The sequence below is a fragment of the Streptomyces sp. NPDC034099 genome, assembly GCF_055575415.1.
Window position 1 is genome coordinate 356,178 of record NZ_JBVISR010000003.1, and the last position, 22,073, is coordinate 378,250.

26 protein-coding genes are annotated in these 22,073 nt (G+C 72.3%); 13 read left to right on the forward strand and 13 right to left on the reverse strand.

Annotation, left to right across the window (positions count from 1 at the left end; genetic code table 11):
* The first annotated feature begins 6 nt into the window (after window positions 1–6).
* Window positions 7–897 (forward strand): SDR family oxidoreductase, encoded by an 891-nt coding sequence (locus ACZ56V_RS10560; RefSeq protein ID WP_467379236.1) that lies wholly within the window; start codon window positions 7–9, stop codon window positions 895–897.
* A 26-nt stretch (window positions 898–923) separates the two neighbouring features.
* On the opposite strand, the gene ACZ56V_RS10565 is transcribed toward ACZ56V_RS10560, so the two are convergent.
* From ACZ56V_RS10565 to ACZ56V_RS10575, 3 genes are all read right to left on the reverse strand, one after another.
* Window positions 924–1,364, reverse strand: a complete 441-nt coding sequence (locus tag ACZ56V_RS10565; RefSeq protein WP_468940984.1) for a DUF2267 domain-containing protein — start codon at window positions 1,362–1,364, stop codon at window positions 924–926.
* 83 nt (window positions 1,365–1,447) lie between these two features.
* Window positions 1,448–1,876 (reverse strand): DUF2267 domain-containing protein, encoded by a 429-nt coding sequence (locus tag ACZ56V_RS10570; RefSeq protein WP_398909654.1) that lies wholly within the window; start codon window positions 1,874–1,876, stop codon window positions 1,448–1,450.
* Window positions 1,877–1,976: 100 nt separating this feature from the next.
* Window positions 1,977–2,414 carry an Hsp20/alpha crystallin family protein gene (locus ACZ56V_RS10575; RefSeq protein ID WP_398909651.1) on the reverse strand — a complete coding sequence of 146 codons (438 nt, stop codon included), beginning with the start codon at window positions 2,412–2,414 and terminating at the stop codon, window positions 1,977–1,979.
* Window positions 2,415–2,541: 127 nt separating this feature from the next.
* On the opposite strand from ACZ56V_RS10575, the gene ACZ56V_RS10580 reads away from it, so the two are divergent.
* Window positions 2,542–3,201, forward strand: a complete 660-nt coding sequence (locus tag ACZ56V_RS10580) for a type III effector protein (protein WP_467379238.1) — start codon at window positions 2,542–2,544, stop codon at window positions 3,199–3,201.
* Between the two features lie 185 nt (window positions 3,202–3,386).
* Here the strand turns inward: ACZ56V_RS10580 and ACZ56V_RS10585 are convergent, their stop codons facing one another.
* Entirely contained in the window at window positions 3,387–4,292 is a 906-nt protein-coding gene (locus tag ACZ56V_RS10585) for an SDR family NAD(P)-dependent oxidoreductase (RefSeq protein ID WP_468940989.1), read from the reverse strand.
* A gap of 58 nt (window positions 4,293–4,350) precedes the next feature.
* Between ACZ56V_RS10585 and ACZ56V_RS10590 the strand changes: the two genes are divergently transcribed.
* On the forward strand, window positions 4,351–5,004 hold the full coding sequence (locus ACZ56V_RS10590) for a TetR/AcrR family transcriptional regulator (RefSeq protein ID WP_467379239.1): 654 nt from the start codon (window positions 4,351–4,353) through the stop codon (window positions 5,002–5,004).
* 192 nt (window positions 5,005–5,196) lie between these two features.
* Here the strand turns inward: ACZ56V_RS10590 and ACZ56V_RS10595 are convergent, their stop codons facing one another.
* Entirely contained in the window at window positions 5,197–5,958 is a 762-nt protein-coding gene (locus tag ACZ56V_RS10595; RefSeq protein ID WP_467379240.1) for a ZIP family metal transporter, read from the reverse strand.
* A gap of 121 nt (window positions 5,959–6,079) precedes the next feature.
* On the opposite strand from ACZ56V_RS10595, the gene ACZ56V_RS10600 reads away from it, so the two are divergent.
* The gene (locus ACZ56V_RS10600; RefSeq protein ID WP_468940993.1) at window positions 6,080–7,384 is read left to right on the forward strand and encodes an ATP-grasp domain-containing protein; all 1,305 of its coding nucleotides are present in this window, start codon (window positions 6,080–6,082) and stop codon (window positions 7,382–7,384) included.
* Between the two features lie 16 nt (window positions 7,385–7,400).
* Window positions 7,401–9,449 carry a CocE/NonD family hydrolase gene (locus ACZ56V_RS10605; RefSeq protein WP_467379242.1) on the forward strand — a complete coding sequence of 683 codons (2,049 nt, stop codon included), beginning with the start codon at window positions 7,401–7,403 and terminating at the stop codon, window positions 9,447–9,449.
* Window positions 9,450–9,509: 60 nt separating this feature from the next.
* Here ACZ56V_RS10605 and ACZ56V_RS10610 read toward each other — a convergent pair whose 3' ends face one another.
* Window positions 9,510–10,175 carry a helix-turn-helix transcriptional regulator gene (locus ACZ56V_RS10610; protein ID WP_467379243.1) on the reverse strand — a complete coding sequence of 222 codons (666 nt, stop codon included), beginning with the start codon at window positions 10,173–10,175 and terminating at the stop codon, window positions 9,510–9,512.
* 96 nt (window positions 10,176–10,271) lie between these two features.
* Here ACZ56V_RS10610 and folE point away from each other — a divergent pair, with 96 nt between their 5' ends.
* The 4 genes from folE to ACZ56V_RS10630 are packed head-to-tail and all read left to right on the forward strand — an operon-like array spanning window position 10,272 to window position 13,819.
* Entirely contained in the window at window positions 10,272–10,868 is a 597-nt protein-coding gene (folE, locus tag ACZ56V_RS10615) for a GTP cyclohydrolase I FolE (RefSeq protein ID WP_398909638.1), read from the forward strand.
* 43 nt (window positions 10,869–10,911) lie between these two features.
* Window positions 10,912–12,153, forward strand: a complete 1,242-nt coding sequence (locus ACZ56V_RS10620; protein ID WP_468940998.1) for an NAD(P)/FAD-dependent oxidoreductase — start codon at window positions 10,912–10,914, stop codon at window positions 12,151–12,153.
* A 38-nt stretch (window positions 12,154–12,191) separates the two neighbouring features.
* Window positions 12,192–13,067, forward strand: coding sequence for a dihydropteroate synthase (gene folP, locus ACZ56V_RS10625; protein ID WP_468941001.1), 876 nt, complete (start codon window positions 12,192–12,194; stop codon window positions 13,065–13,067).
* Window positions 13,067–13,819 (forward strand): dihydrofolate reductase family protein, encoded by a 753-nt coding sequence (locus ACZ56V_RS10630; RefSeq protein WP_398909633.1) that lies wholly within the window; start codon window positions 13,067–13,069, stop codon window positions 13,817–13,819. The genes folP and ACZ56V_RS10630 overlap by 1 nt, the downstream gene beginning before the upstream one ends.
* 106 nt (window positions 13,820–13,925) lie before the next feature.
* Here the strand turns inward: ACZ56V_RS10630 and ACZ56V_RS10635 are convergent, their stop codons facing one another.
* Window positions 13,926–14,615, reverse strand: coding sequence for a response regulator transcription factor (locus tag ACZ56V_RS10635; RefSeq protein WP_398909632.1), 690 nt, complete (start codon window positions 14,613–14,615; stop codon window positions 13,926–13,928).
* Window positions 14,616–15,812 (reverse strand): sensor histidine kinase, encoded by a 1,197-nt coding sequence (locus tag ACZ56V_RS10640; protein WP_467379422.1) that lies wholly within the window; start codon window positions 15,810–15,812, stop codon window positions 14,616–14,618.
* Window positions 15,813–15,994: 182 nt separating this feature from the next.
* On the opposite strand from ACZ56V_RS10640, the gene ACZ56V_RS10645 reads away from it, so the two are divergent.
* The 3 genes from ACZ56V_RS10645 to ACZ56V_RS10655 all read left to right on the forward strand — a co-directional run bounded on the left by ACZ56V_RS10645 (window position 15,995) and on the right by ACZ56V_RS10655 (window position 18,903).
* Window positions 15,995–17,455, forward strand: a complete 1,461-nt coding sequence (locus ACZ56V_RS10645; RefSeq protein WP_467379247.1) for an alpha/beta hydrolase — start codon at window positions 15,995–15,997, stop codon at window positions 17,453–17,455.
* A 22-nt stretch (window positions 17,456–17,477) separates the two neighbouring features.
* Window positions 17,478–18,131 (forward strand): hypothetical protein, encoded by a 654-nt coding sequence (locus tag ACZ56V_RS10650; protein ID WP_468941005.1) that lies wholly within the window; start codon window positions 17,478–17,480, stop codon window positions 18,129–18,131.
* Between the two features lie 295 nt (window positions 18,132–18,426).
* A complete protein-coding gene (locus ACZ56V_RS10655) occupies window positions 18,427–18,903 on the forward strand; it encodes a DUF4328 domain-containing protein (RefSeq protein WP_398909625.1) in 477 nt (158 codons plus the stop codon).
* A 61-nt stretch (window positions 18,904–18,964) separates the two neighbouring features.
* On the opposite strand, the gene ACZ56V_RS10660 is transcribed toward ACZ56V_RS10655, so the two are convergent.
* Window positions 18,965–19,555 carry a TetR/AcrR family transcriptional regulator gene (locus tag ACZ56V_RS10660; protein ID WP_398909623.1) on the reverse strand — a complete coding sequence of 197 codons (591 nt, stop codon included), beginning with the start codon at window positions 19,553–19,555 and terminating at the stop codon, window positions 18,965–18,967.
* 50 nt (window positions 19,556–19,605) lie between these two features.
* Here ACZ56V_RS10660 and ACZ56V_RS10665 point away from each other — a divergent pair, with 50 nt between their 5' ends.
* Window positions 19,606–20,148, forward strand: coding sequence for a GNAT family N-acetyltransferase (locus ACZ56V_RS10665; protein WP_468941009.1), 543 nt, complete (start codon window positions 19,606–19,608; stop codon window positions 20,146–20,148).
* Window positions 20,149–20,235: 87 nt separating this feature from the next.
* On the opposite strand, the gene ACZ56V_RS10670 is transcribed toward ACZ56V_RS10665, so the two are convergent.
* Genes ACZ56V_RS10670 through ACZ56V_RS10685 form a run of 4 tightly spaced genes read right to left on the reverse strand, consistent with a single transcriptional unit; the run spans window position 20,236 to window position 21,895 of the window.
* On the reverse strand, window positions 20,236–20,628 hold the full coding sequence (locus ACZ56V_RS10670; RefSeq protein WP_468941012.1) for a VOC family protein: 393 nt from the start codon (window positions 20,626–20,628) through the stop codon (window positions 20,236–20,238).
* Window positions 20,625–20,927 (reverse strand): ArsR/SmtB family transcription factor, encoded by a 303-nt coding sequence (locus ACZ56V_RS10675; protein WP_398909619.1) that lies wholly within the window; start codon window positions 20,925–20,927, stop codon window positions 20,625–20,627. Before ACZ56V_RS10675 ends, ACZ56V_RS10670 begins: the two co-directional genes overlap by 4 nt.
* Window positions 20,928–20,959: 32 nt before the next feature.
* Window positions 20,960–21,430 carry an SRPBCC family protein gene (locus ACZ56V_RS10680; protein ID WP_468941016.1) on the reverse strand — a complete coding sequence of 157 codons (471 nt, stop codon included), beginning with the start codon at window positions 21,428–21,430 and terminating at the stop codon, window positions 20,960–20,962.
* A 21-nt stretch (window positions 21,431–21,451) separates the two neighbouring features.
* A complete protein-coding gene (locus ACZ56V_RS10685; protein ID WP_467379250.1) occupies window positions 21,452–21,895 on the reverse strand; it encodes an alpha/beta fold hydrolase in 444 nt (147 codons plus the stop codon).
* Window positions 21,896–22,073: the final 178 nt, after the last annotated feature.

Sequence of the window (22,073 nt, forward strand, 5' to 3'; positions counted from 1 at the left end):
ATCGACGTGGCGGACGACCCGCATCGCCAACAGGACCCTACTGATCAGTATCCTCGTCCGGAGTTCGCCGGTCAGGACCAGCCGCACCCGGGCTGGACCGGGCCGATGGACCCGCCGCCCGACCACGGTGAGGAGTCGTACCGCGGATCGGGGCGTCTGGTGGGCCGCAGGACCGTCATCACGGGCGGAGACTCCGGCATCGGCCGAGCGGTGGCCCTGGCGTTCGCCCGTGAGGGCGCCGACGTGCTGTTCACCCACCTCGATCAGGAGCAGGACGAGGCACGGGAGACGTCCCGTCTGGTGGAGGACGCCGGGCAGAAGGCCGTGGCCGTCTCGTGCGACATCCGTGAGGAGCAGAACTGCCGGGCCCTGGTCGACCGGGCCGTCTCGGAGTTCGGCGGCATCGACGTCCTGGTGAACAACGCGGCCTACCAGATGTCCCAGCCGGACGGCATCGAAGCGATCACGACGGAGCAGTTCGACCGGGTGATGCGGACGAACCTGTACGGCATGTTCTGGCTGACCAAGTTCGCGCTGCCGCACATTCCGGAGGGCGGCAGCGTCATCAACACCACCTCCGTGCAGGCGTACAAGCCCAGTCCGCACCTGCTGGACTACGCGACGACCAAGGGCGCGATCGTGACCTTCACCCAGGGACTCGCCCAGATGGTCGCGGAACGCGGGATCCGGGTGAACGCGGTGGCGCCCGGCCCGGTGTGGACGCCGTTGATCCCGGCGACGCTGCCGGACACGGCCGAGTTCGGGAAGCAGAGCCCGCTGGGCCGTCCCGCGCAGCCGGCCGAGCTGGCACCGGCGTACGTCTATCTCGCCTCTCAGGAGGCCGGATACGTCACCGCGGAAATCCTGAACGTGACCGGTGGGACGCCGCTGCCCTGAGCCGGCGCGGCCGTCACCGGCGGGGGTCAGGCCGCCTGGGTGAGTTCCGCGCGCCCGAAGAGGATCGCGTAGCCGGAGGGCAGTTGGGCGAGGATGCGGTCGAGCAGGTCCGGGCCGGCCAGACGGGCGACGACGCCCAGGACCGAGCCGACGTCCCAGCGCGTGGTGGCCAGGGTGCCGCCGGTGCGGGCGGCGAGGTCCCTGACGAACGCCCAGCCGCTCATCGAGTCGGTGCCCGGTATCTGGGCGGCGAGGATCTCGGCCGCCTCGCGGGGGAGACGGGCGGCCAGCTCGACGCGTTCCTCGCCGGTGACGCGGCGGCCGAGGGCGGCCAGGACGGCGGACACGACCTCCTCGGCTCGCTCCCGGGTGGGATAGGCGCCGTGGTACCGGACCTGCTCCAGCATCTGGACGAACGACATGGCCGGCTCGACGGTGATCGTCGTCGGCGCCGTCTGGGACTGCATCGGTGAAGGGTGCCTTTCTGAGTCGTGGGACGGTACGGCCTGTTCGGCCGGTGCCGGTGGCGGTGTCCCGTGGGACGGGAGGGTCAGTCTCCGGAGGTGCGGACCGGGCTCGGGGCGGTGATGTCCTGCGGCCGGCCGAAGAGCAGGTCGTATCCCGGCGGTAGCTGGAACAGGACGCGGCGTGTCAGCTCCTCGCCGGCCGCGTCCGCGGCCACGCTGAGCACGGCCCCGACATCCCAGGTCGCGGTCTGCTCCGTGGCCCCCTCGATCCACGCCGCGGTGGCCCGCACGAAACGTTCGGCGGACAGCGGCTCGGTGGCCTGGAGCGGATTGAGCAGAATCAGGGCGAAGCCCTCCGGGAGCCTCGCGGCCAGTTCGGCCCGTACCTCGCCCACCAGGTGGGCGCCCAGGAGGGCCAGCACGGTGCGCGCCGCACGGTCGGCCTCGGCACGGGTCGGGTACTCACCGCGTTCCTGTACCTGGTCGAGGAACACGTTCCACGGCATGGTCATCGGGATGCTCCTTCCCTCGGGAGTCCGTACCCGTGGGCGGGCGGGGGACGGGAGGCACGGGATGTCCCGTTCCCCGCCCGCCCGGAGCGCGGCTTCCGCCTCAGCCGGAGATCTCCTTGTGGTCCGGGCCGGCGCCGATCGAGATCTTGCGCGGCTTGGCCCGCTCGGCGATCGGGACGCGCAGGGTGAGCACACCCGCGTCGTAGTCGGCACTGATGTGCTCGGTGTCGAGGGTGTCGGCGAGCACCACCTGGCGGGAGAAGACGCCGAAGGGGCGCTCCGAGAGCTCCATCTGGACGTCGTCGCCCCTGGCGGCGGGACGGCGTTCGGCCCGGACGGTCAGCATGTTGCGCTCGACGTCGATGTCGATCGCGTCCCGGTCGACACCGGGGAGGTCGAGCGCGATCACGTACACGTCCCCCTCGCGGTAGGCGTCCATGGGCATCGCGGACGGACGCGACCAGGTGCCGGACGTGCTGGGGAACAACTGCTGGGTGAGCCGGTCGAGCTCACGGAAGGGGTCGGTGCGCATCAGCATCGTGAAACACCTCCAGTTCGAGCGGATCCGCTCATGCGCTGGTTCTTGCTTTTGTTGTAGCATGTCATCGAAACGATGACAACTGACGGTGTCGTCAGAAGGGTGACACCGGTGTCGGGAGGTGACCATGGCCGCAGACCCGCAGGAATCCGCACCCCAGCCCGTGTCCTTCCTCGCCGCCCAGGCAGCGCTGGCGGCGATCGAGGAGGCGGTCCACGGCGCCCAGGCACCGCGGCACGGAAAGCCGGCCGGTGACGAGGTCAGCTCCGACCAGGCGCTCGCCGCACTGCTGCTCCTGCGCCAGATGCGCGACCAGCTCGCCGGGTGGGAGACGGGCCTGATCGAAACCGCGCGTGAGGCGGGCGCGAGCTGGGCCGACCTCGCCCGTCCCCTCGGCGTCGCCAGCCGGCAGGCCGCCGAACGCCGCTACCTGCGCCTGCGTCCCGGCGCCCCCGGCAGTACCGGCGAACAGCGTGTCCAGGCCACCCGCGACCGCCGCGCCGCCGACCGCGCCGTCACCACCTGGGCCCGTGGCAACGCCGCGGACCTGCGTCAGCTCGCCGGCCAGATCACCGCACTCGCGGGCCTCCCGGCCGGAGCCCGTACTCCGCTGGTCCAGGCACTGGCCCACGACGACGCCGCCGGGCTGATCGAGCCGCTGTCGGGTGCCCGTGAGCACCTCTGCGCCCACCATCCGGAACTGGCCGACCGCATCGACACCCTCACCCGCCGCACCGACCGGCTCCGCCGCACGGGGACCAACGAGGACCAGACGCCCGGGGAATGAGCCGTGCTCGGACGGAGTGCGGTCGGCGCGGTCGGTGGCCCCGCCCTGGCGGGAGGCGGGCAGGGCGGAGCTGACGGCGCGGGTCGTGGAGGAGCGGCCGGGCGCCTGTGTCACCGTCCTGATGGACACGTTGGGCCGAGCCCACCCGGCGTTGCGGGCACGTCGCCCGGAGCGATCAGCCGCTGTCAGCGGCGTGGTGCGCCTCCTGCCGCGTCGGCGGGCATCCGGGCGGGGTAGGGCTCGGCGAAGTCCGCCGAGCGGCTGACGCCTTCCCATGCGGTGGCTTCCGCCAGCTGGCGACGGGAGTACTCCGTGGCCATCTCGACGGCGTTGACGCCGAGCAGGAGGTGCGAGGGCGGGTTGTCGCGTCGGACCGCCCCGAAGATGATGCCGGCGGCGCGCCGCGGGTCGCCGGCGGCCCCGGCGTCGCTCTGTCGCATGCGCCGGTTCATGAGGCCGACGGTGTCCTCGTACTCCGCGGGCACCGGCCGCACCGTCATGGAGGACCCGGCCCAGTCGGTGGCGAATCCGCTCGGCTCCACCACCATGACCCGTACGCCGAACGGTGCCGCCTCCACGGCGAGTACGCGGCTGAACCCGTCCACCGCGAACTTGGCCGCCTGGTAGGAGGCGATGCCGGGTGATCCGCCCACGCGTCCGCCGACCGAGGAGACCTGGACGATCGTGCCGCCGCCCTGAGCGCGCAGGACCGGCAGGGCGGCCCGGGTGACGTGGTAGACGCCCCAGAAGTTGGTCTCGAACTGGGCGCGGAAGTCGGCGTCGTCCGTCGTCTCGATCGGTGACACGTTCGCGTACCCGGCGTTGTTGACCAGGACGTCGACGCGCCCGAAGCGGCCGATCGCCGCGTCGACGGCCTCCCGGGCGCCGGCGGCGTCCGTGACGTCGAGTGCGACCGGGTGGACGCGGTCTTCGCCGTACCGCTGTACGAGGTCGTCGAGCTGTTCCGGCCGGCGGGCGGTGGCGACGACCAGGTCGCCCGCGTCGAGGGCGGCGGTGACCAGGGCGCGGCCGAGGCCGCGTGAGGAGCCGGTGACGAACCAGACCCGCTGACTGTGCTTGCGTTCTTCCATACCGATAGTGAAACACCGTTGCGTTATTAATGCAACGCGGTTGCCCTATGCTGAGGTGATGACCGGGTCCGGATTCCAGCGCGCCCGCAGCGCGCAGGCCAAGCAGCAGCGTGAAGAGGCGATCCTCGAAGCGGCCCGCGCGCTCGGCGCCGAGCGGGGCATTCGCGAGATCACGCTGACCGACATCGCCGCCGCCGTGGGCATGCACAAGTCAGCGCTGCTGCGCTACTTCGAGACGCGCGAGCAGATCTTTCTCAAGATCACTGCCGAGGGGTGGAGGGAGTGGTCCGCGGAGTTGTGTGACCGGCTGCGCGCACTGCCGAGTGCCGCACCGGAGGCCGTCGGCCAGGTCTTCGCGGCCACTCTGGCAGCCCGGCCCCTGTTCTGCGACCTGCTGGCCCAGGCGCCCCTCAACCTGGAACGGAACGTGTCCATCGAGTCGGTGCGCGCTTTCAAGATCGTGACCCTCGACGAGGTCGACCGCATCGTCGCCGAGCTGCGACGACTGCTCGGCATCGAGGAGACCCAGGCCGTGGACGTGATCGCGACGGCCACCAGCCTGGCGGGCGCCCTGTGGCAGATGGCGACGCCCGGTCCGCACATCCAGACCCTCTACCGCAGCGACCCCCGGCTCGCGCACGCGGTCGTCGAGGTCGAGCCACGCCTGGACCGCGTCCTCGGCGCCCTGCTCCGGGGGCTGGCCGACCGATGACGGGAAGGCGGTCGGCCCCGGCGACGACGCGCTGCCCGAGTCGCAAGAGGTGAAGACCGACAGGGCGGAGTGCGCACCGCTCGCGTACGCCATGGCCGGGCCGGCACCCGCCGACACGCAGGCCGGCACCAGCAACTCCGCGACCAGGAACGCGCGTCGGGACTCCGCCTCCCAGTCTCCCGAGGACGTGCTTCAGGCGTGGGAGAGCGCGAAGGAGACGAGGAAGCCGCTGACCGTGACGAGCCCGATGGCCAGGTGGGCGTCTTCGAAGGCCTCCGGGATCATGGTGTCCGCGATCATCGCGAGGATCGCCCCGGCCGCCACCGCGGTCACGGCGGCCACGACGGCGGGGGAGAAGGCGCCCACGACGGTGTAGCCGAGGACCGCGGACACGGTACTGGCGGCGGCGATCGCGCCCCACACACCGAAGACGTACGCCGTGCCGCGGCCCGCGCGTTTCATACCCGCGGAACTCGACAGACCCTCAGGGACGTTGCTGATGAACACGGCCGCCACCGTGACCATGCTGACCGCGCCGCCGTCGAGCAGGCTCACCCCGATCACGGCCGATTCCGGCACCCCGTCCAGGAGCGCCCCGAACGCGAGAGCCAGGCCCGAACCGCCCTGCTGGGCCTCGGAGGGCTGCGCGTGCGCGGTGTGGTGGCCGGACCTCTTCCGGTGCCGGGCGCCACGGCGGGCCAGCCAGAGGTTGCCCAGGGTGTAGGCGGTCGCGCCGATGATCGTGCCGATCGCCGCGGGCGCCAGTCCGGCCTGTTCGTAGGCCTCACCGACGAGTTCGTAGGAGACCGCGGAGAGGAGCACACCGGCGCCGAAGGCCATCACGGTGGCGATCACCTTCTGCGGCACCCGCACCCCGAACCCGATCACCGCGCCCAGCAGCAGCGCCGCTCCCGCCAGCAATCCCCACAGTCCCGCCTGCACCGCATCGTTCATACGTGGGCCGGTACCCCGCGGGACCACGTCGAGTCCGGCACCCCGCGAACGTACCGGGCGGCGAGGGCCGGAGGTTGTCCGGCGCGTGGCGGGGTACCCAGCCGATCTTGAGAGGAGAGACGTGTCTGAAGAGAATGTGAAGAATGTCTTCGTCGTCGGTCTCGACGAGGCCAACCTGCCGACGCTCCAGGCCGTACCGGGCGCCCGATCGCTGCGCTTCCACGGCCTGTTGACGGTGGAGGAGCTCCAGGACGGAGAGGTCTCGGTGCCCGACATCCTGGAGAAGGCCCAGCGGGAGCTGGACGCCTTCGAGGGGAGCATCGACGCCATCGTGGGCTACTGGGACTTCCCGGTCAGCACCCTGGTGCCGATCCTCGGCGAGCGATACGGCACCCGCACCACCAGCCTTGAGTCGGTGGTCAAGTGCGAGCACAAGTACTGGAGCCGGCTCGAACAGCGGGAGGTCACCGACTGCCTCCCGCGTTTCGGCCGCGTCGACCTGCGGGCCGACCCGCCGAGCCCACCGGACGGCGTGCGCTTCCCGATGTGGCTCAAGCCCGCACTGTCCTATTCCTCCGAACTCGCCTTCGGCGTCGGCGACGAGGAGGAGTTCCGCAAGGCCGTCACCGAGATCCGGGACGGCATCTCCCGCGTCGGCCGCCCCTTCGAGCGCATCCTCGACCGCATCGACCTGCCGCCCGAGATGGACGGCGTCGGGGGCCGGGTGTGCCTCGCCGAGGAGGAGTGCTCCGGCATCCAGGTCGCCGTGGAGGGCTATGTGCACCAGGGGGAGGTGACCGTCTACGGCACCCTGGACTCCATCGACTATCCGGACTCGGCGTGCTTCCTGCGCCACCAGTACCCCTCCACCCTCCCCCCACAGGTGATCGCACGGCTGCACGACGTCACCGAGCGCGTGATGAGCCGCATCGGCTTCGACTCGGCGACCTTCAGCGTGGAGTACTTCTACGACCCGAGCAGCCGGCGGATCAACCTGCTCGAGATCAACCCCCGCCACTCCCAGTCGCACGCCGAGCTGTTCCAGTACGTCGACGGGGTGCCCAACCACCATCCCATGCTGGCGCTCGCCCTCGGTTCCGACCCGACCATGCCGCACCGGCAGGGTCCCTACGCGATGGCCGCGAAGTGGTACTACCGCTGGTTCACGGACGGCGAGGTGCGCAACGTGCCCTCGCCCGAGACGATCGCGCGGATCGAGCGGGAGACACCGGGCGTGCGGATCCACGTCCTGCCCGAGGCGGGCCGGCGACTGTCCGACCTCTCCCAGCAGGACAGTTACAGCTACGAGGTCGCGCACATCTTCACCGGCGGGAACGACGAGGACGAGATGCGCGAGAAGTACGACCACTGCGTGGCGGCCCTCGGGCTCACCATCGACGGGCCCGACGCGGGAGCGCGACGGTAAGGAGTACGCAGGACCCATGCGTTACGTGACCCAACTGCCCCACGAGACGAAGGAAGAAGAGCACGTCGTCATCCCGATGTCCGACGGCGTCCGCCTGTCGGCGCGGGTGTGGCGGCCCCTGTCGTCCGACCACGAACCCGTGCCCGCGGTCCTGGAGTACATCCCCTACCGCAAACGGGACCTCACCGCCGTCCGCGACTCGGTCCACCACCCCTACATCGCGGGGCACGGCTACGCCTGCGTCCGCGTCGACCTGCGCGGAACCGGTGAGTCCGAGGGAGTCCTCCGGGACGAGTACCTGGAACAGGAGCAGCGCGACGCCGAGGAGGTGCTGGCCTGGCTCGCCGACCAGCCCTGGTGCGACGGCAGCACCGGGATGATGGGCATCTCCTGGGGCGCCTTCGCCGCCCTCCAGGTGGCGGCCAGGCAGCCGCCGAGCCTCAAGGCCATCGTCATCGCCTCGTTCACGGACGACCGGCACGCCGACGACATGCACTACATGGGCGGCGCGATGCTGTCCGACAACCTGGCCGAGGCGGGCACCATGTTCGCCTACGCCACCTGCCCGCCCGACCCGGCCGTGGTCGGTGACCGCTGGCGCGAGATGTGGCACGAACGCCTGGAGCACACCCGGCCCTGGGTGCTGGAGTGGCTCCGGCACCAGCGCCGCGACGACTACTGGCGGCACGCCTCGGTCGCCGAGAACTACCAGGCCGTACAGTGCCCCGTCCTCGCCTCCAGCGGGTGGGCGGACGGTTACTCGAACGCCGTCACCCGGCTGCTCGCCCACCTGGACGTGCCCCGCAAGGGGTTGATCGGCCCCTGGTCGCACAAGTTCCCCCACCTCGGGGAACCCGGCCCCGCCATCGGCTACCTCCAGGAGGTGGTGCGCTGGTGGGACCACTGGCTCAAGGGCGTCGACAACGGCGTCATGGACGGCCCCATGCTGCGCACCTGGATGCAGGACAGTGTGCCGCCGTCCACGTCGTACGAGGAACGGCCGGGGCGCTGGGTGGCGGAGCCGTCCTGGCCCTCTCCGAACGTCCACCCGGTCACCCACCCGCTCAGCCGGCACCGCATCGAGGACCCGGTGGAGCAGTCGTCCGACCCCGGCGAGGGGGCCGCGGCAGGCGACGTGCTGACCGTGCGGTCGCCGTTGTCCGTCGGCCAGTTCGCCGGCAAGTGGGCCTCCTACAACGCGCCGCCCGACCTGCCCTACGACCAGCGTGAGGAGGACGGCGGTTCCCTGGTCTTCGAGACCGATCCGCTCACCGAACCGCTGGAGATCCTCGGCTCGCCGACCGTGGAACTCGACCTGTCGGTCGCCGAGCCGGTCGCCATGGTGGCCGCGCGCCTGTCCGACGTGCGCCCCGACGGAGCCGCGACCCGGGTGACCTACGGGCTGCTCAACCTCACGCGCTGCGAGAGCACCGAGCAGCCCGAGCCGCTGGAACCCGGCCGCCGCTACCGGGCCACCGTCCACCTCAACGGAGTGGCGCAGTCCTTCCCGCCCGGTCACCGGATCCGGCTGTCCCTGTCCACGTCCTACTGGCCGCTCGCCTGGCCGCCGCCGAGGCCCGCCGAGCTGAGCGTCCACGAGCGTTCCAGCACCCTCACCCTCCCCGTCCGGCCCGCGCACCGCCCCGACGACACACCTGCCGACCCGTTCGGCGTCCCGGAGGGAACTCCGCCGCTGACGACCACCACGCTGACCCCTCCGGAGGAACGCTGGGAGGTGAGGCGCGACCTGATCGGCTACGACGCCGAACTGGACATCGTCAAGGACCGGGGCCTGATCCGCTGCGACGACATCGGCGTGGACGTCGGCTGCCGGGCTCACGAGCGGTACGCGGCGACGGCGGACGACTTCACCTCGGCGCGTGGCGAGTCGACGTGGACCATGCGCTTCGGGCGGGACGACTGGGACGTCAGCGTCGTGACCCACACCCGGCTCAGGTGCGACGAGCAGAGCTTCTTCGTGGACGCCACCCTCGACGGCTACGAGGCGGGGCGCCGCGTGTTCTCCCGCACCTGGAACGAAACCGTGCCGCGGGACCTGCTCTGACCGCACCGCACCGCACTGGACGGCGAAGACATCCGGAACCGTGGGGTGAACGGGATCGACTCACGCGGGGCCGGGCGGGTCGACGGCCACGCAGCAGCGGCCGGGGCGGGGTGCCAGCACCGCCCGTCCAGGCGGCTGTCCGCCCGCTTCGAGCAGGCCTCGGACCAGGTGCAGGTTCAGCCAGCACACCAGTTCCGTGTGCTCCTGGGCGAGCCGGTGGAAGGGGCAGTTGCGCAGGTCGACGCCCCCCTCGGCGGTCGTCGCGGGCTCGTAGCCGCAGCCGCGCAGCGCCGCTGTCAGGTCCGCGCCGCCGGCCGACCGGCCCGCCGCGCGCGCGGCCGCGGCCACCGCCTGCCGCACCGCCCCGGAGCCGTCGGCGGCGACGGCCTCGGCCAGCACCCCGGCCAGCAGGCCGTAGTCGCGGGGCGGCACGCTGACGGACAGCTCTTCGTCGGTACGCGCGTAGCGCTTGGCCGGGCGGCCCGCACCCGGGCCGCCGCGCCCGGCTGCCCGGGCGTAGCTGGTGTCGAGCAGGCCCGCGTCGGCCAGCTTGTCCAGGTGGTAGGCGGCCAGCGTGCGGCTGATCCCGGCCGCCTTCGCGGCGTCCTCCCGGCCGACGGGCTCGTCGCGGGTCCGCACGTAGTCGTACAGCCGACGCCGCACCGGGTCGTCCAGGCTGCTCAGCTCGCTGATGGCGTCCCTGCCACGGTCCGCGTTCGTACCCACGCCGCCAATGTAACACCAATGAGATTTGACAAATTACGAGCGACATGGCCAGCCTGTAAAAACAACACACCTTGTTGATACAGGGAGGACGCGGGGATGACTGCCACCGTCGCACTGCAGGTGATCGAGGACGTCCCCGGACCCGACCTGGAGGCCGCCGAGCGTGCCGCGCGGGAGTTCCTGCGAGCGCTCGGGGTCGTGGTGGACGGCGACGGGGTGAGGGACACCCCGGGACGGATGGCCCGCGGCTACGCCGAGCTGCTCAGCCCGCGCCCCTTCCGGATGACCACGTTCCCCAACGACGAGGGGTACGACGAACTGGTCCTGGCCCGCGACATCCCCGTGCGCTCGGTCTGCCGGCACCACATGCTGCCCTTCGTGGGGGTGGCGCACGTCGGCTACCTGCCCGGCGCGCGGATCCTCGGACTGTCCAAGCTGGCCCGGGTGGTGGAGCACTTCGCCTGCCGCCCCCAGGTGCAGGAACGGCTCACCAAGCAGACCGCGGACTGGCTCGCCGAACAGCTCCGGCCCCGGGGAGTCGGGGTGGTCGTCGAAGCCGAACACACCTGCATGACCCTGCGCGGAGTGCAGGCCACCGGATCGAGGACGGTCACCTCCACCATGCTCGGAACCCTGCGCGACGACGCGGCCTCCCGGCAGGAGTTCCTCGCCCTCACCGGCGTCCAGCGGTAGCAGGGCAACCCCACGTCACACCCCAGCGACCCGGAGGGCCGTCATGACCACACCGCAGCGCCCGCCCCGGCGGATCGTGATCGTCGGCGCCGGTCTGGCCGGAGCCTCGGCCGCCGCCGCCCTGCGCGAACAGGGGTTCGATGGCGACGTCACCCTGTTCGGCCGGGAGGGCCACGACCCCTACGAACTCCCCCCGCTGTCCAAGGGCGTCCTGCAGGGCGAGCGGGACGAGTCGGACCTGGTCCGGGAAACGGGCTACTACGACGACCACGACATCGCACTGCGCCGCGACACCACCGTCACCGCCCTGCGACCCGCCGACCACCTGATCGTCGACGCCGACGGCGCGGAACACGGATACGACCGCCTGCTGCTGGCCACCGGGTCCCGCCCGCGCACCCTGCCCGGGTTCGACGGACCCGGCGTGTACACGCTGCGCACCCTCGACGACGCCCTGGCCCTGCGGGAGAAGCTGACCGACGGGGCCCGGGTGGTGATCGTCGGCGCCGGCTGGGTCGGCTGCGAGGTCGCCTCCGCGGCCCGCGCCCACGGCGCACACGTGACCGTGGTCGACCCCGCCCCCCTGCCGCTGCACCAGGTCCTCGGCGACCGCGTCGGGGCGGTCTTCCGCGATCTGCACGCCGACCACGGCGTCACCCTGCGCCTGGGAGTCAAGGCGACCGGCACCCGCGACGGCGGCAGGACGGTGCTCCTGGACGACGGCGGCGAACTGCCCGCCGACGCGCTCGTCGTCGGAGTCGGTGCCCTGCCCCGCACCGAACTCGCCGAAGCCGCGGGCCTCGACCTCGCGGCGGGCGGCGTCGCCGTCGACGCCGCACTGCGCACCTCCGCCCCCGACGTCTACGCGGCCGGTGACATCGCCGCCCACGACCACCCGCGGTACGAGGGACGGGTACGCGTCGAGCACTGGGCCAACGCCAAGGAGCAGGGCACCCACGTGGCCGGCAACCTCCCCGGCGGCCACGACGCCTACGACGCGGACCCGTACTTCTTCTCCGACCAGTACGACCTCGGCTGCGAGTACCGCGGCCTGGCCGACCCCGCCCGCGACGAACTGGTCCTGCGGGGCGAGCCCGCCTCCCGCGAGTTCCTCGCCTTCTGGCTGCGCGACGGACGCGTCACCGCCGCCCTCAACGTCAACTCCTGGGACCACGGCGACGCGCTCACGGCCCTGGTCGGCACCCGCGCCCGGGTCTCCGCCCAGCGGCTCACCGAGGCGGACCCGCACACCCTCACCACCGGCGACGCGGCACCACAGCGGTGAGGACCCCCGGCCGTCCAGCGACAGGAGCCACACGCCCCATGCACACCGCAGAAATCGAGCTCGAGTTCCGCGGCCGCCGCATCGCCAGCGACCGGCCGCTGGTGATGGCGATCGTCAACCGCACACCGGACTCCTTCTACGACCGGGGTGCCACCTTCGCCGCCGAGGCGGCCCAGGCCGCCGTCGCCCGGGCCGTCGCCGAGGGGGCCGACATGATCGACCTCGGGGGAGTGGCGGCCAGCCCCGGTGAGGACGTCACGGCCGCCGAGGAAGCCGCCCGCATCGTTCCGCTGGTGGAATGGGCCCGCGAGCGCTACCCCGATCTGCTGATCAGCGTCGACACCTGGCGCCACGAGGTCGGCGACGCCGTCTGCCGGGCCGGCGCGGACCTCCTCAACGACGCCTGGGCCGCCGCCGACCCCGAACTGATCGAGGTGGCCGCCGCCCACGGGGCCGGCTACGTGTGCACCCACACCGGCGGCCGCACACCCCGCGCCGAACCCTTCCGCCCCGGCTACCCCGACGTGGTGGCCGCCGTCCGTGACTTCGTCGTCCAGCTCGCCGAACGCGCCGAAGCCGCCGGCGTACCGCGCGGCGGCATCCTCATCGACGCCACCGGGTACGGCAAGAACACCACCGACCACCTCCTGCTGCTGCGCAACCTCCGCGAGTTCACACAGACCGGCTGGCCGGTCCTGATGGCCCTGTCCAACAAGGCGTTCGTGGGCGAGATGCTCGACGTGGAACTGGAGGACCGGCTGACCGGCACCCTGGCGGCCACCGCCATCGCCGCCCGGGACGGCGCCGCCGTCTTCCGCGCCCACCAGGTCCGGCCCACCAGGCACGTCGTGGAGATGGCCGCAGGCATCAACGGCAGCCGTCCCCCCGCCCGCACCGCCACCTGGATCGCCTGATGCACCTGATCTGGCCCGCCGAACAGGCCCGCCCCATCGACGACGACGAACTGGAACGCCTCTACACCTACCCGGACCGTGAGCGCTGGCTCGCCGTCAACTTCGTCGCCAGTGCCGACGGGGCCGTGGAGATCGGCGGCCTGGCCAGGCCCCTGTCCACCCCGCCCGACCGCAAGGTGCTGCGGCTCGGCAGCGACCTCGCCGACGTCCTGCTGATCGGCGCCACCACCGCCATGGTCGAGGGCTTCCGCGGGGTCCACCCCGACCAGGACACCCTCGACCGCCGACGCCGCCACGGCCTGGCCGGCGTCCCGCCCACCGCCGTCGTGACCACCGGCCGGTCACTGCCCCCCGACGCTCCCGTCATCACCCGGGCCCGCGTCCCCACCCTCGTCCTCACCTGCGCGTCCGTACCCGTGCCCACCCGCCGGGCCTGGCAGGAGGCCGGAGCGGAGGTCGTCGTCGCGGGCGAGGACACGGTCGACCTCGCCGCAGCGGTCGCGGCCCTCACCCGGCGGGGACTGCGGCGCATCGACTGCGAAGGCGGACCCCACCTGTTCGGGGCACTCACCGGCGCCGGCCTGGTCGACGAACTCCGCCTGACCGTCTCCCCCCTGCTGGCGGCAGGCCCCGCCGGCCGGATCGCGACCAGTCCGCTCGTCCGGCCCACCGACCTGCACCTGGCCACCGCACTCGCCGAGGGCGGCACCCTGCTCCTGCGCTACCTCACGCGCCCCGACGGGCCGCGCTGACGGTGCGGAACCGGCGAGACCGGCGGGCACAGGACGGGCAGGCATCCTCCGCCGCGCCGCGCCGCGCCGCGCCGGGTCCGACCCGGCCGCGTCAACGGCCGCCGGGTCACGCCTGTGGAGGGTCCTCCGCGTCGCGGACCAGCAGCGCGATCTGCACCCGGTTCTCGACCCCCAGCTTGGCGAACAGGCTGCCGGTGTGGGCCTTGACCGTCGCGACGGTGATGCGCAGCCGCTCGGCGATCTGCGGATTGCCCAGTCCGTCCGCGATGGCCCGGGCGGTCTCCCGCTCCCGTTCCGTCAACACGGACAGCCGCTCGCGCGCGTCCTCGCGGGAACGGCCACGGACGTGCGAGGAGTCCGGGCCCGTGGCCGCGGCGATCACGCGTGCCGTGGCCGCCGGGGACAGGACGGGGTGGCCGTCCGCCACGGTCCGCACCGCGTCGAGGATCCCCGCGGGCGGGGTGTCCTTGAGGACGAAGCCGAGCGCTCCGGCGCGCAGCGCCCCGAGCACCAGGTCGTCGGAGTCGAAGGTGGTCAGCATCAGCACCCGCGGCGGCGCCGGCCGGGTGAGCAGCTCCCGGGTCGTCTCCAGACCGTCCCGGCCCGGCATCCGTACATCCATCAGCACCACGTCGGGCCGCTGCTCGGCCACCACGGCGAGAGCGGCGTCCCCGTCGGCCGCCTCGGCGACGACGGTCAGGTCCGGTTCACCGTCGACGACGAGCCGCAGGGCCATGCGCACCAGTTGCTCGTCGTCGACGATGACGACCCGTACGGGATCACGTCGCGTGTCCACTCATGCGCCCCTTTCGTGGCGGTGGGCGGGGCCGTCCGGCCAGGGAAGCCGGGCGGTGAGAAGGTACCCGCCGTCGGATGTGGGGCGGTGGCCGAGTTCGCCGCCGGCCACGGTGATCCGCTCGCCGAGGCCCAGCAGGCCGAAGCCGGAGGCCGGCGGGCGTGCCGGGCGCAGCGGGGCCGGGCCGTTGCGGACGCCGATGTCGAGGGTGCCGCCCGCGGCGCCGCCGAGAGTGACCCGCACGACCGCGCCGGGGGCGTGCTTGGCGGCGTTGGTCAGCGCTTCCTGGACGATCCGGTAGCAGGTCCGTCCGACGCCGTCGGGCGGGGTCCCGGCCACGGTGTCGGTGAGCCGGACGTCGAGACCCGAGGCGCGGGTGTCGGCCACCAGGTCGGGAATCCGGTCGAGGGAGGGCTGCGGGGGTTCCGGGCTGCCGGGGTCGGCGCGGAGCACGCCGAGGACCTCCCGCAGTTCTTCCAGTGCCTGGTGGGAGCCCTCGGCGATACCGCGGACCAGGACCCGGCTCTCGTCGGCGGAGAGATCACCGCGGTGGTCGAGCACCCCGGCCTGCATGGCGACCAGGGAGATGCGGTGCGCGAGGACGTCGTGCATCTCGCGGGCGATCCGGTTGCGTTCGAGGGCCCGTGCCTGCGCCGCCCGCGCGTGCTGCTCCCGTTCCGCGCTCTCCGCCCGTTCGCGCAGGGACCGCACCTCGACGCGCCGTGCCCCGACCGCCATGCCGGCGGCCACCGCGATCCCCGCGGTCAGCACCGACACCACGACGGTGACCCACCACAGCCCCTCGGCCGCATCCTGCGTCGGATAGACCCCGCCGGCGAGGTGGGAGGCGGCCACGTAGGCCACGACGACGGCCCCGATCTCCACCGGGCGACGACGGGTGGCGACCGAGCACAGCGCCAGCAGCGCGGCGCCGGTGGCGAGCACCGACATGGCCGAGGCGATCGTGACCGTCAGCGCGACCGTGAGGGGCCACCGCCGCCGCCACCGGAGCGCCGCCAGGCAGCCCAGGCCCACCAGCGGATCCCCGACGAGGATCCAGGAGCCCGGGTCACCGGACTCCTTCCGCGCCAGCGCGACGGTCGCGAGCCAGATCGGCACGCTCACGGCCGCGGCCACCAGCAGCCGCCATGCGTGCTGCCACGCCCCGAGCCGCGGCACAACGTCCTTGTTCACCAGGCCATTGTCGCCACACCGGGCGACCGGCGGATCAGACCGAGGGCCGATGCGCCTTCGACCCAGGTCTAACCGGTGCCTCTCCCGCGGTCGGAGGCGGAGCCGGTCCGCCGGGCCGATGTGCCGGCCGCGCCCGATGAACAGACTCGTTCACGTCCCGGTCGCCCCCCACAGGAGGACACCTCATGCGCAGAAGTTTGCCCCTCGCTCTCGCCGCCGCCGCGCTGACGGTGACCGCGTTGCCGTCGTCGTCGTCGGTGGCTGCGACGACACCGCCGGACACCCTGCGGTGGGGCCCGTGCCCCGAGGGCGCCGCCGCTCCCCGCCTGGAGTGCGCGACGCTCCGGGTGCCGCTGGACTACCGCGACCCGGACGGCCGTCGGATCGAGATCGCGGTCTCCCGGCTGGCGAGCGAGAAGCCGGCACAGCGGCGTGGCATCCTGCTGACCAACCCGGGCGGCCCCGGCGGTTCCGGCCTTCAGTACCCGGCCGTCCTCGCCGCCTCGGGGCTGCCGCAGAAGGTGCGCGACTCCTACGACATCATCGGCTTCGACCCGCGCGGCGTCGGCCACAGTACGCCGGTGACCTGCGACCTGACGCAGGAGCAGCAGTGGCGCGGCAACTTCCCGCCGTACGCGCGCACCGCGGCCGACGTCACACGGGCGGCCGGGCCCGCGCGGAAGATCGCCGAACAGTGCGACAGCTCGCGGACGGCGTGGATGCTGCCGCACACGACCACCGCCAACACGGCACGCGACATGGACCGCATCCGGACGGCGCTGGGCGAGCCGAGGCTGTCGTACCTCGGGGCCTCCTACGGAAGTTACCTCGGGGCGGTCTACACGACGCTGTACCCGCGGCGCGGCGACCGGATCGTGCTCGACAGCAACATGGGGCCCGGCGGCTACGACATCACGGCCATGCGGCTGTTCGCCCGCGGACTGGAGGACCGCTTCCCCGACTTCGCCGCGTTCGCCGTCGCGCACCCGGAATACGGCCTGGGCTCCACGCCGCAGCAGATCAGGGCCAAGTTCTTCGAGCTGGCGGAGCGACTGGACGCCGAACCGCGACAGGGCGTAGACGGGACCGCGTTCCGCGCGCACACCTTCGAACTGCTCTACGCGGACGGCTCCATGCCGCGGCTCGCCGAGTTCTGGCAGGCGGCCGACACCGGCGCGCAACTGCCGCTCCCGGATCTGCCCGCGGACCTGGAAAACCTCATGGCCTCGCGTCTCGCCGTGGTCTGCGGTGACTCGCGCTGGCCGAGGACGACAGGGCAGTACCAGCGCAACGTCGCCGTCGACCGGCTCAAGTACCCGATGCTGGGCGGCTCCACGGCGAGCATCAACCCCTGCGCGTTCTGGCCGCGGAAGCGGACGGAACCGCCGGTACGCATCACCGGCCGGGGCCCGTCCACCGTACTGATGCTGCAGAACGAGCGCGACCCGGGCACCCCGCTCGCCGGCGCCCGGGAACTGCGGCGTGCCTTCGGCGGGCGGGCCACGCTGGTGACGGCCGACCAGGGCGGCCACGGTGTGTATCCGTACGGCCGCAACGCATGCGCCAACGATGCGGCGACGACGTTCCTGACCACCGGAGAACGTCCTGCGCGGGACCTCGCCTGCGCGGCGCGACCGGCCAAGTGAGCGAGTGACAAGGGAGCCGGAGATGTTCGAGGAGATGCGCAACCGTCGTGCCGCCCGGCGGATCACCCCCGGGGACGGCCGGCCGCTCCGGCGGTTCCGCTGGTGGCAGCTGCCCTACCGCTCCCTGTTCTATCTCCGGCTGCCGGACGGTGGCGGCGGGCAGGCGGTCTACGCCGTGGACGTCAGACGCGGTCAGGACCAGACCTCCGCGCAGGCCAAGGCCGACCTGTACCTCGACGGCAGGCACCACGCCCGGTCGAGGCTCCCCGCCGCCTTCCCGGTCCCCGGCGGCACCATCGAGGTGCGGCTGAGCAGATTCGGGTTGCGGCGCTGCCACTACGTCACCACCAAGGGCACCGAGCAGCTGCTGGTCCCGGACCGCGACTCCGCCGAGGGGCGCCGCGCCCACCTCGACCGTGCGCACCCCGCGCTGAGCCGCGGGATCGGCGCCCTCTCGCTGACCGCGCTCGTCGTCTCGCTGGCCGTCCTCGCCGCGCAGATCGTCGAACACATCACGGCGGTACCCGCGGTGGCCGAACGCGTCGGGGCCCTCACCTCGCCGGTACACTTTTCGGCCGCGGGCAATGCCGTGCTGACCCTGATCACCCTGTCGGCCGGCACGGAGCGGGCCCTGCGGCTGCGCTACAACCGGCTGCTCGACGGCACGGCGGGCTGACCACAGGGGTGAACAGGTCACTGCTCCCGGCTTTCGGCGCCACCGGCGGACGTGGGAAAGAGCAGGTGGAACCGCGTAGGCCGCCATGAGGCAGGATGGACGGGTGAACGGTGACATGAACCCGCCAGCCCTGAGTTCGGTCAGGGGAGTATCCCGCTGCGTTGTCGTGGCCCTTGCCGTGGCGGGAGCGGCTTGGACCGCCAGAGGCATCTGGCAGATCCGACTGGCCGTGGCCGGCCGGCCGGTCTCCGGTCCGCCGGACCAGGGAGACGGTCGGCATCGCCCGCTGACCACCTTGGAGAACGCCTACCATCTCGTCAGTACCTGTGGTGACATCGCCACGGTGCTGTGCGCCATAGCCTTTCTGGCCTGGTTGCTGCGCGTCCGCGACAACGCGCGTGCGCTGTCCGGGCGGCGGTTGCGCTACGGCCTGCCCTGGGTCTATCTCGGCTGGGTCGTCCCCATAGCCAACTTCTGGGTGCCCCGCGGCATCGTGGCGGAGGTCCACCGTGCCGGTGACCCGGAGTCCCGCCTGCCGCGCAGCGTGAACGTGTGGTGGGGTCTGTGGCTGATCGGCGCCCTGAGCGGGGTGGGTCTGATGTACGCCGACTCGACCGACGCCGTCATCGCCCGCGCCTACTCCGATGTCACCCCGTTGCTGGTGGCAGACGCTGCCGTGGTCGGCGCCGCCCTCGCCTGCGCCCTCATGGTCCGCTCCCTCACGGGGGCCCAGCAGCGCCGGATCGAGGCCCTGAGGCCCGTGAGCGGGTGAGGCGGCGGGGGCGCGGGGCGCCGTGTCCGGCACGGCGCCGGACGCGGGACTCGCGCGGCTGCTACGTGTCGGCGGCCAAGGCGGCCAGGTAGCCGTCCAGGAGCTCGACCTGCCGCTCCGGCGGGAACGCCGACGGGTCGAAGAGGGCTTGGACCACCAGTCCGAGTACGAAGGACTGCGCGCCCTCCGCGAGCTGTGCGGGGTCGCCCGGGGGCAGTTCACCGAGTTCCTGCGCGGCGGCCACCCGTACGCGCAGCCTCTCGCGGCCCTGGGCGTACTTGCGGGCGTAGTCGGTGGCCAGGGCCGGGTCGGAGAGCGCGGCGTCCCAGGACGAAACCCAGACGCGGTTGCTGTCCGTGGCCTCGGGGGTCAGCGGCAGGATGTCCAGCAGGGCGTCCCTGAGGGCGGCCAGGCCCTGTCCCGCACGGCGGCGGGGGCGGGAGAGGGTGCGCTGTTCAAGCAGGTCGAGGGCGTATTCGACCAGGGCGCGCTTGGTGGGGAAGTAGTGCGTGAGCAGGCCCGTGGTCGCACCGAGTTCGGCGGCGACGGCGCGCAGGGTCAGGCCGGCGAAACCGCGGGTGGCCATGACCTGCCAGACCGCCGCGGAGACGTCCCGCCGCCGGGCCTCGTGATCTCCCTTGGTGCGTGGCATGCCGCCACGCTACATTGACATAACAAGTGTTGTGCAAACGGGGAGGTCTCATGTTCTCGGTGTCGCTAGGTGGCGCTGCCCGCCTCGGTCCGCTGGAGGTGTGGCACGCCGAGGAGTTCGCAGGTCATCTGGACCGGGCGCGGGAACACATCCGCCCCTGGGTCGGACCCGCGTTCGTCACCGACGACGTGGAGGGAGCGCGGGCCACCCTTGAGCGGTATGCCGCACGCCAGGCCGGCGACGGTGCCCGCATGTACGGCATCTGGCGCGAGGAAGCGCTGGTCGGCGGTGTGATGTTCACCGACTTCGACGCCGCCTTCGGCACCTGCGAGATCGGCTGCTGGCTGGAGCCGTCGGCCGAGGGCCACGGTCTGATCACGCGGGCCTGCGGTCTGATGCTGGACTGGGCCTTCACGGTCCGGGGACTGCACCGGGCCGAATGGCACTGCCGGGCGGACAACGACCGCAGCGCCGCGGTGGCCGAGAGGCTGGGCATGACGCTGGAAGGCGTACGACGCGAGGCGTGGCCGTACGAGGGTGTGCGTCACGACAAGCAGGTCTGGGCGGTTCTCGCCCCCGACTGGCGAACCTGAGCACCCGTACCTGCCGGGCTCGGCATGGGCCCCGCCCGACGTGCTGCCGCCCGGGCGGTCGAGTGGGCGCGGGACGGCAGCGGGCCGTCACTGCGGTCCGGTGGAGATCTGGATCAGGTTGCCGCAGGTGTCGTCGAAGACGGCGGTGGTGACCGGGCCCATCTCCAGGGGTTCCTGGGTGAAGCGTACGCCGAGGGCGCTCATGCGCGCGTACTCGGCGTGCACGTCGGCGACGGCGAACTGGGCGAGGGGGATCCCGTCCTCGACGAGGGCGTCGCGGTAGGGCTTGACGGCCGGGTGGCCCGCGGGCTCCAGCAGGAGCTCGGTGCCGCCGGGCTCGTCGGGGGAGACGACGGTCAGCCACCGGTCCTGTTCGCCGACCGGTACGTCGTGCTTCTTCACGAAGCCGAGCACCTCGGTGTAGAACGCCAGCGCCTTGGCCTGGTCGTCGACGAATAGGCTGGTCAAATGGATTTTCATGGGGTGTTCTCCTTCGGTTCGGACGTGCCGGGGGCCGGCCATCGCTCGGTGATGTGCCTCAGTGGCGCGGTGTTCAGGTCGTGGTACTTGTAGCGGCCCTCGCGCCGGGACTCCACGAGCCCGGCGGCCTCCAGGACGGCGAGGTGCTGGGAGACGCCCTGGCGGGAGATGGCCAGCCGGTGTTTCATGCTCAGCCGCGAACAGATCTCGAACAGGGTCTGTCCGGACTTCTGCACGAGTTCGTCGAGGATGATGCGGCGCGTGCGGTCGGCCAGGGCTTTGAAGAGTTCGTCGGCCACCACGTCATGATAGGCAAGCGCACACTTGCATATCAAGAGGGGCGGTGCCCGTCCGCGTCGATGGAGTGCTCCTCGGCATAGCGGGCCAGCCCTTCCGCCATGCCCCGCATGAACTTCCGGAGGTAGCGGGGCATGAACCAGCCGAGCAGCCGGCTCGTCTCGTACTCGCCGTACCAGTGAATGACCGTGCCCGAGCCGCCGGCGGCCGGGGTCAGCTCGATGCGCGCGTGATAGTTGCGTATCGACGAGTTGAACGCGTCCTCGTAGGCCAGCACGCGTCCCTCGACCTTCTCGGTCAGCCTTTCGCCGGTCACGGTGCGTCCGGTCCGGAAGGCCCGGACGGCCCCGACGGCGTCGTCGCCGCCCGGGTCGAGGCCGGCCGACCGTGCCGTGTCCAGGCTGTCCACCTTGGACCACAGCGGCCAGCTCGAGGCGTCGACCAGCAGCTTCCACACGGTCTCCGGCGAGGCGCCGGTCGTCACGGTGACGTCGTACTTGTGCATGGTGCGGGACTCCTTGATGCGTCAGTGGGTGCGAGTGCGGGTGCGTGGGTCACGCGTCGAGGAAGCGCAAGAGCTCCGCGGTGACGAACTCGGTGAGCCGGTGCTGTCGCCCAGCCCGGGGAGGTCGACGGCGTGGACGGTGTGGTGTTCGGCGAGTTCCGGCATGACCGGCCACCAGCCGTACCAGGTCTGCGGCCAGCCGTGGATCAACACGACCGGTGTGCCCCTGCCACCGGTCACGTAGTGCATGCGGACGCCGTCGACCTCGGCGAACTCGTGACGGAAGGTGCCCTCGAAGCGGGGGTCGTCCTGCGTGGCGGCGGCGTGGGCGGGAGTGTCCTGACGCGGTGTCGGCGTGGAACAGGCCGCGGTGGCCGGCGCGAGCAGGAGGGCGAGGACGACGGTTGCCCGTGCGCGCGTGGTTCGGACGGCGCGGCACGGCAGCGGCCGTTGTGCAGTGATCATGTGCGTCTCATCCTGAGGAGAGCGGAACCGTGGCGAGGTGCCTCGCCGGCAGTCTTGCCGTGCACGTCGCGCCTGGCACGAAACCTTGCGGTTACGGCAAGTCGGACCCGCTTGTCCTGCCCGGCACGGTCCCGAGGGGCGGGGTGTCGTGAGCGTGCGCCCACGACACCCCGCCGCA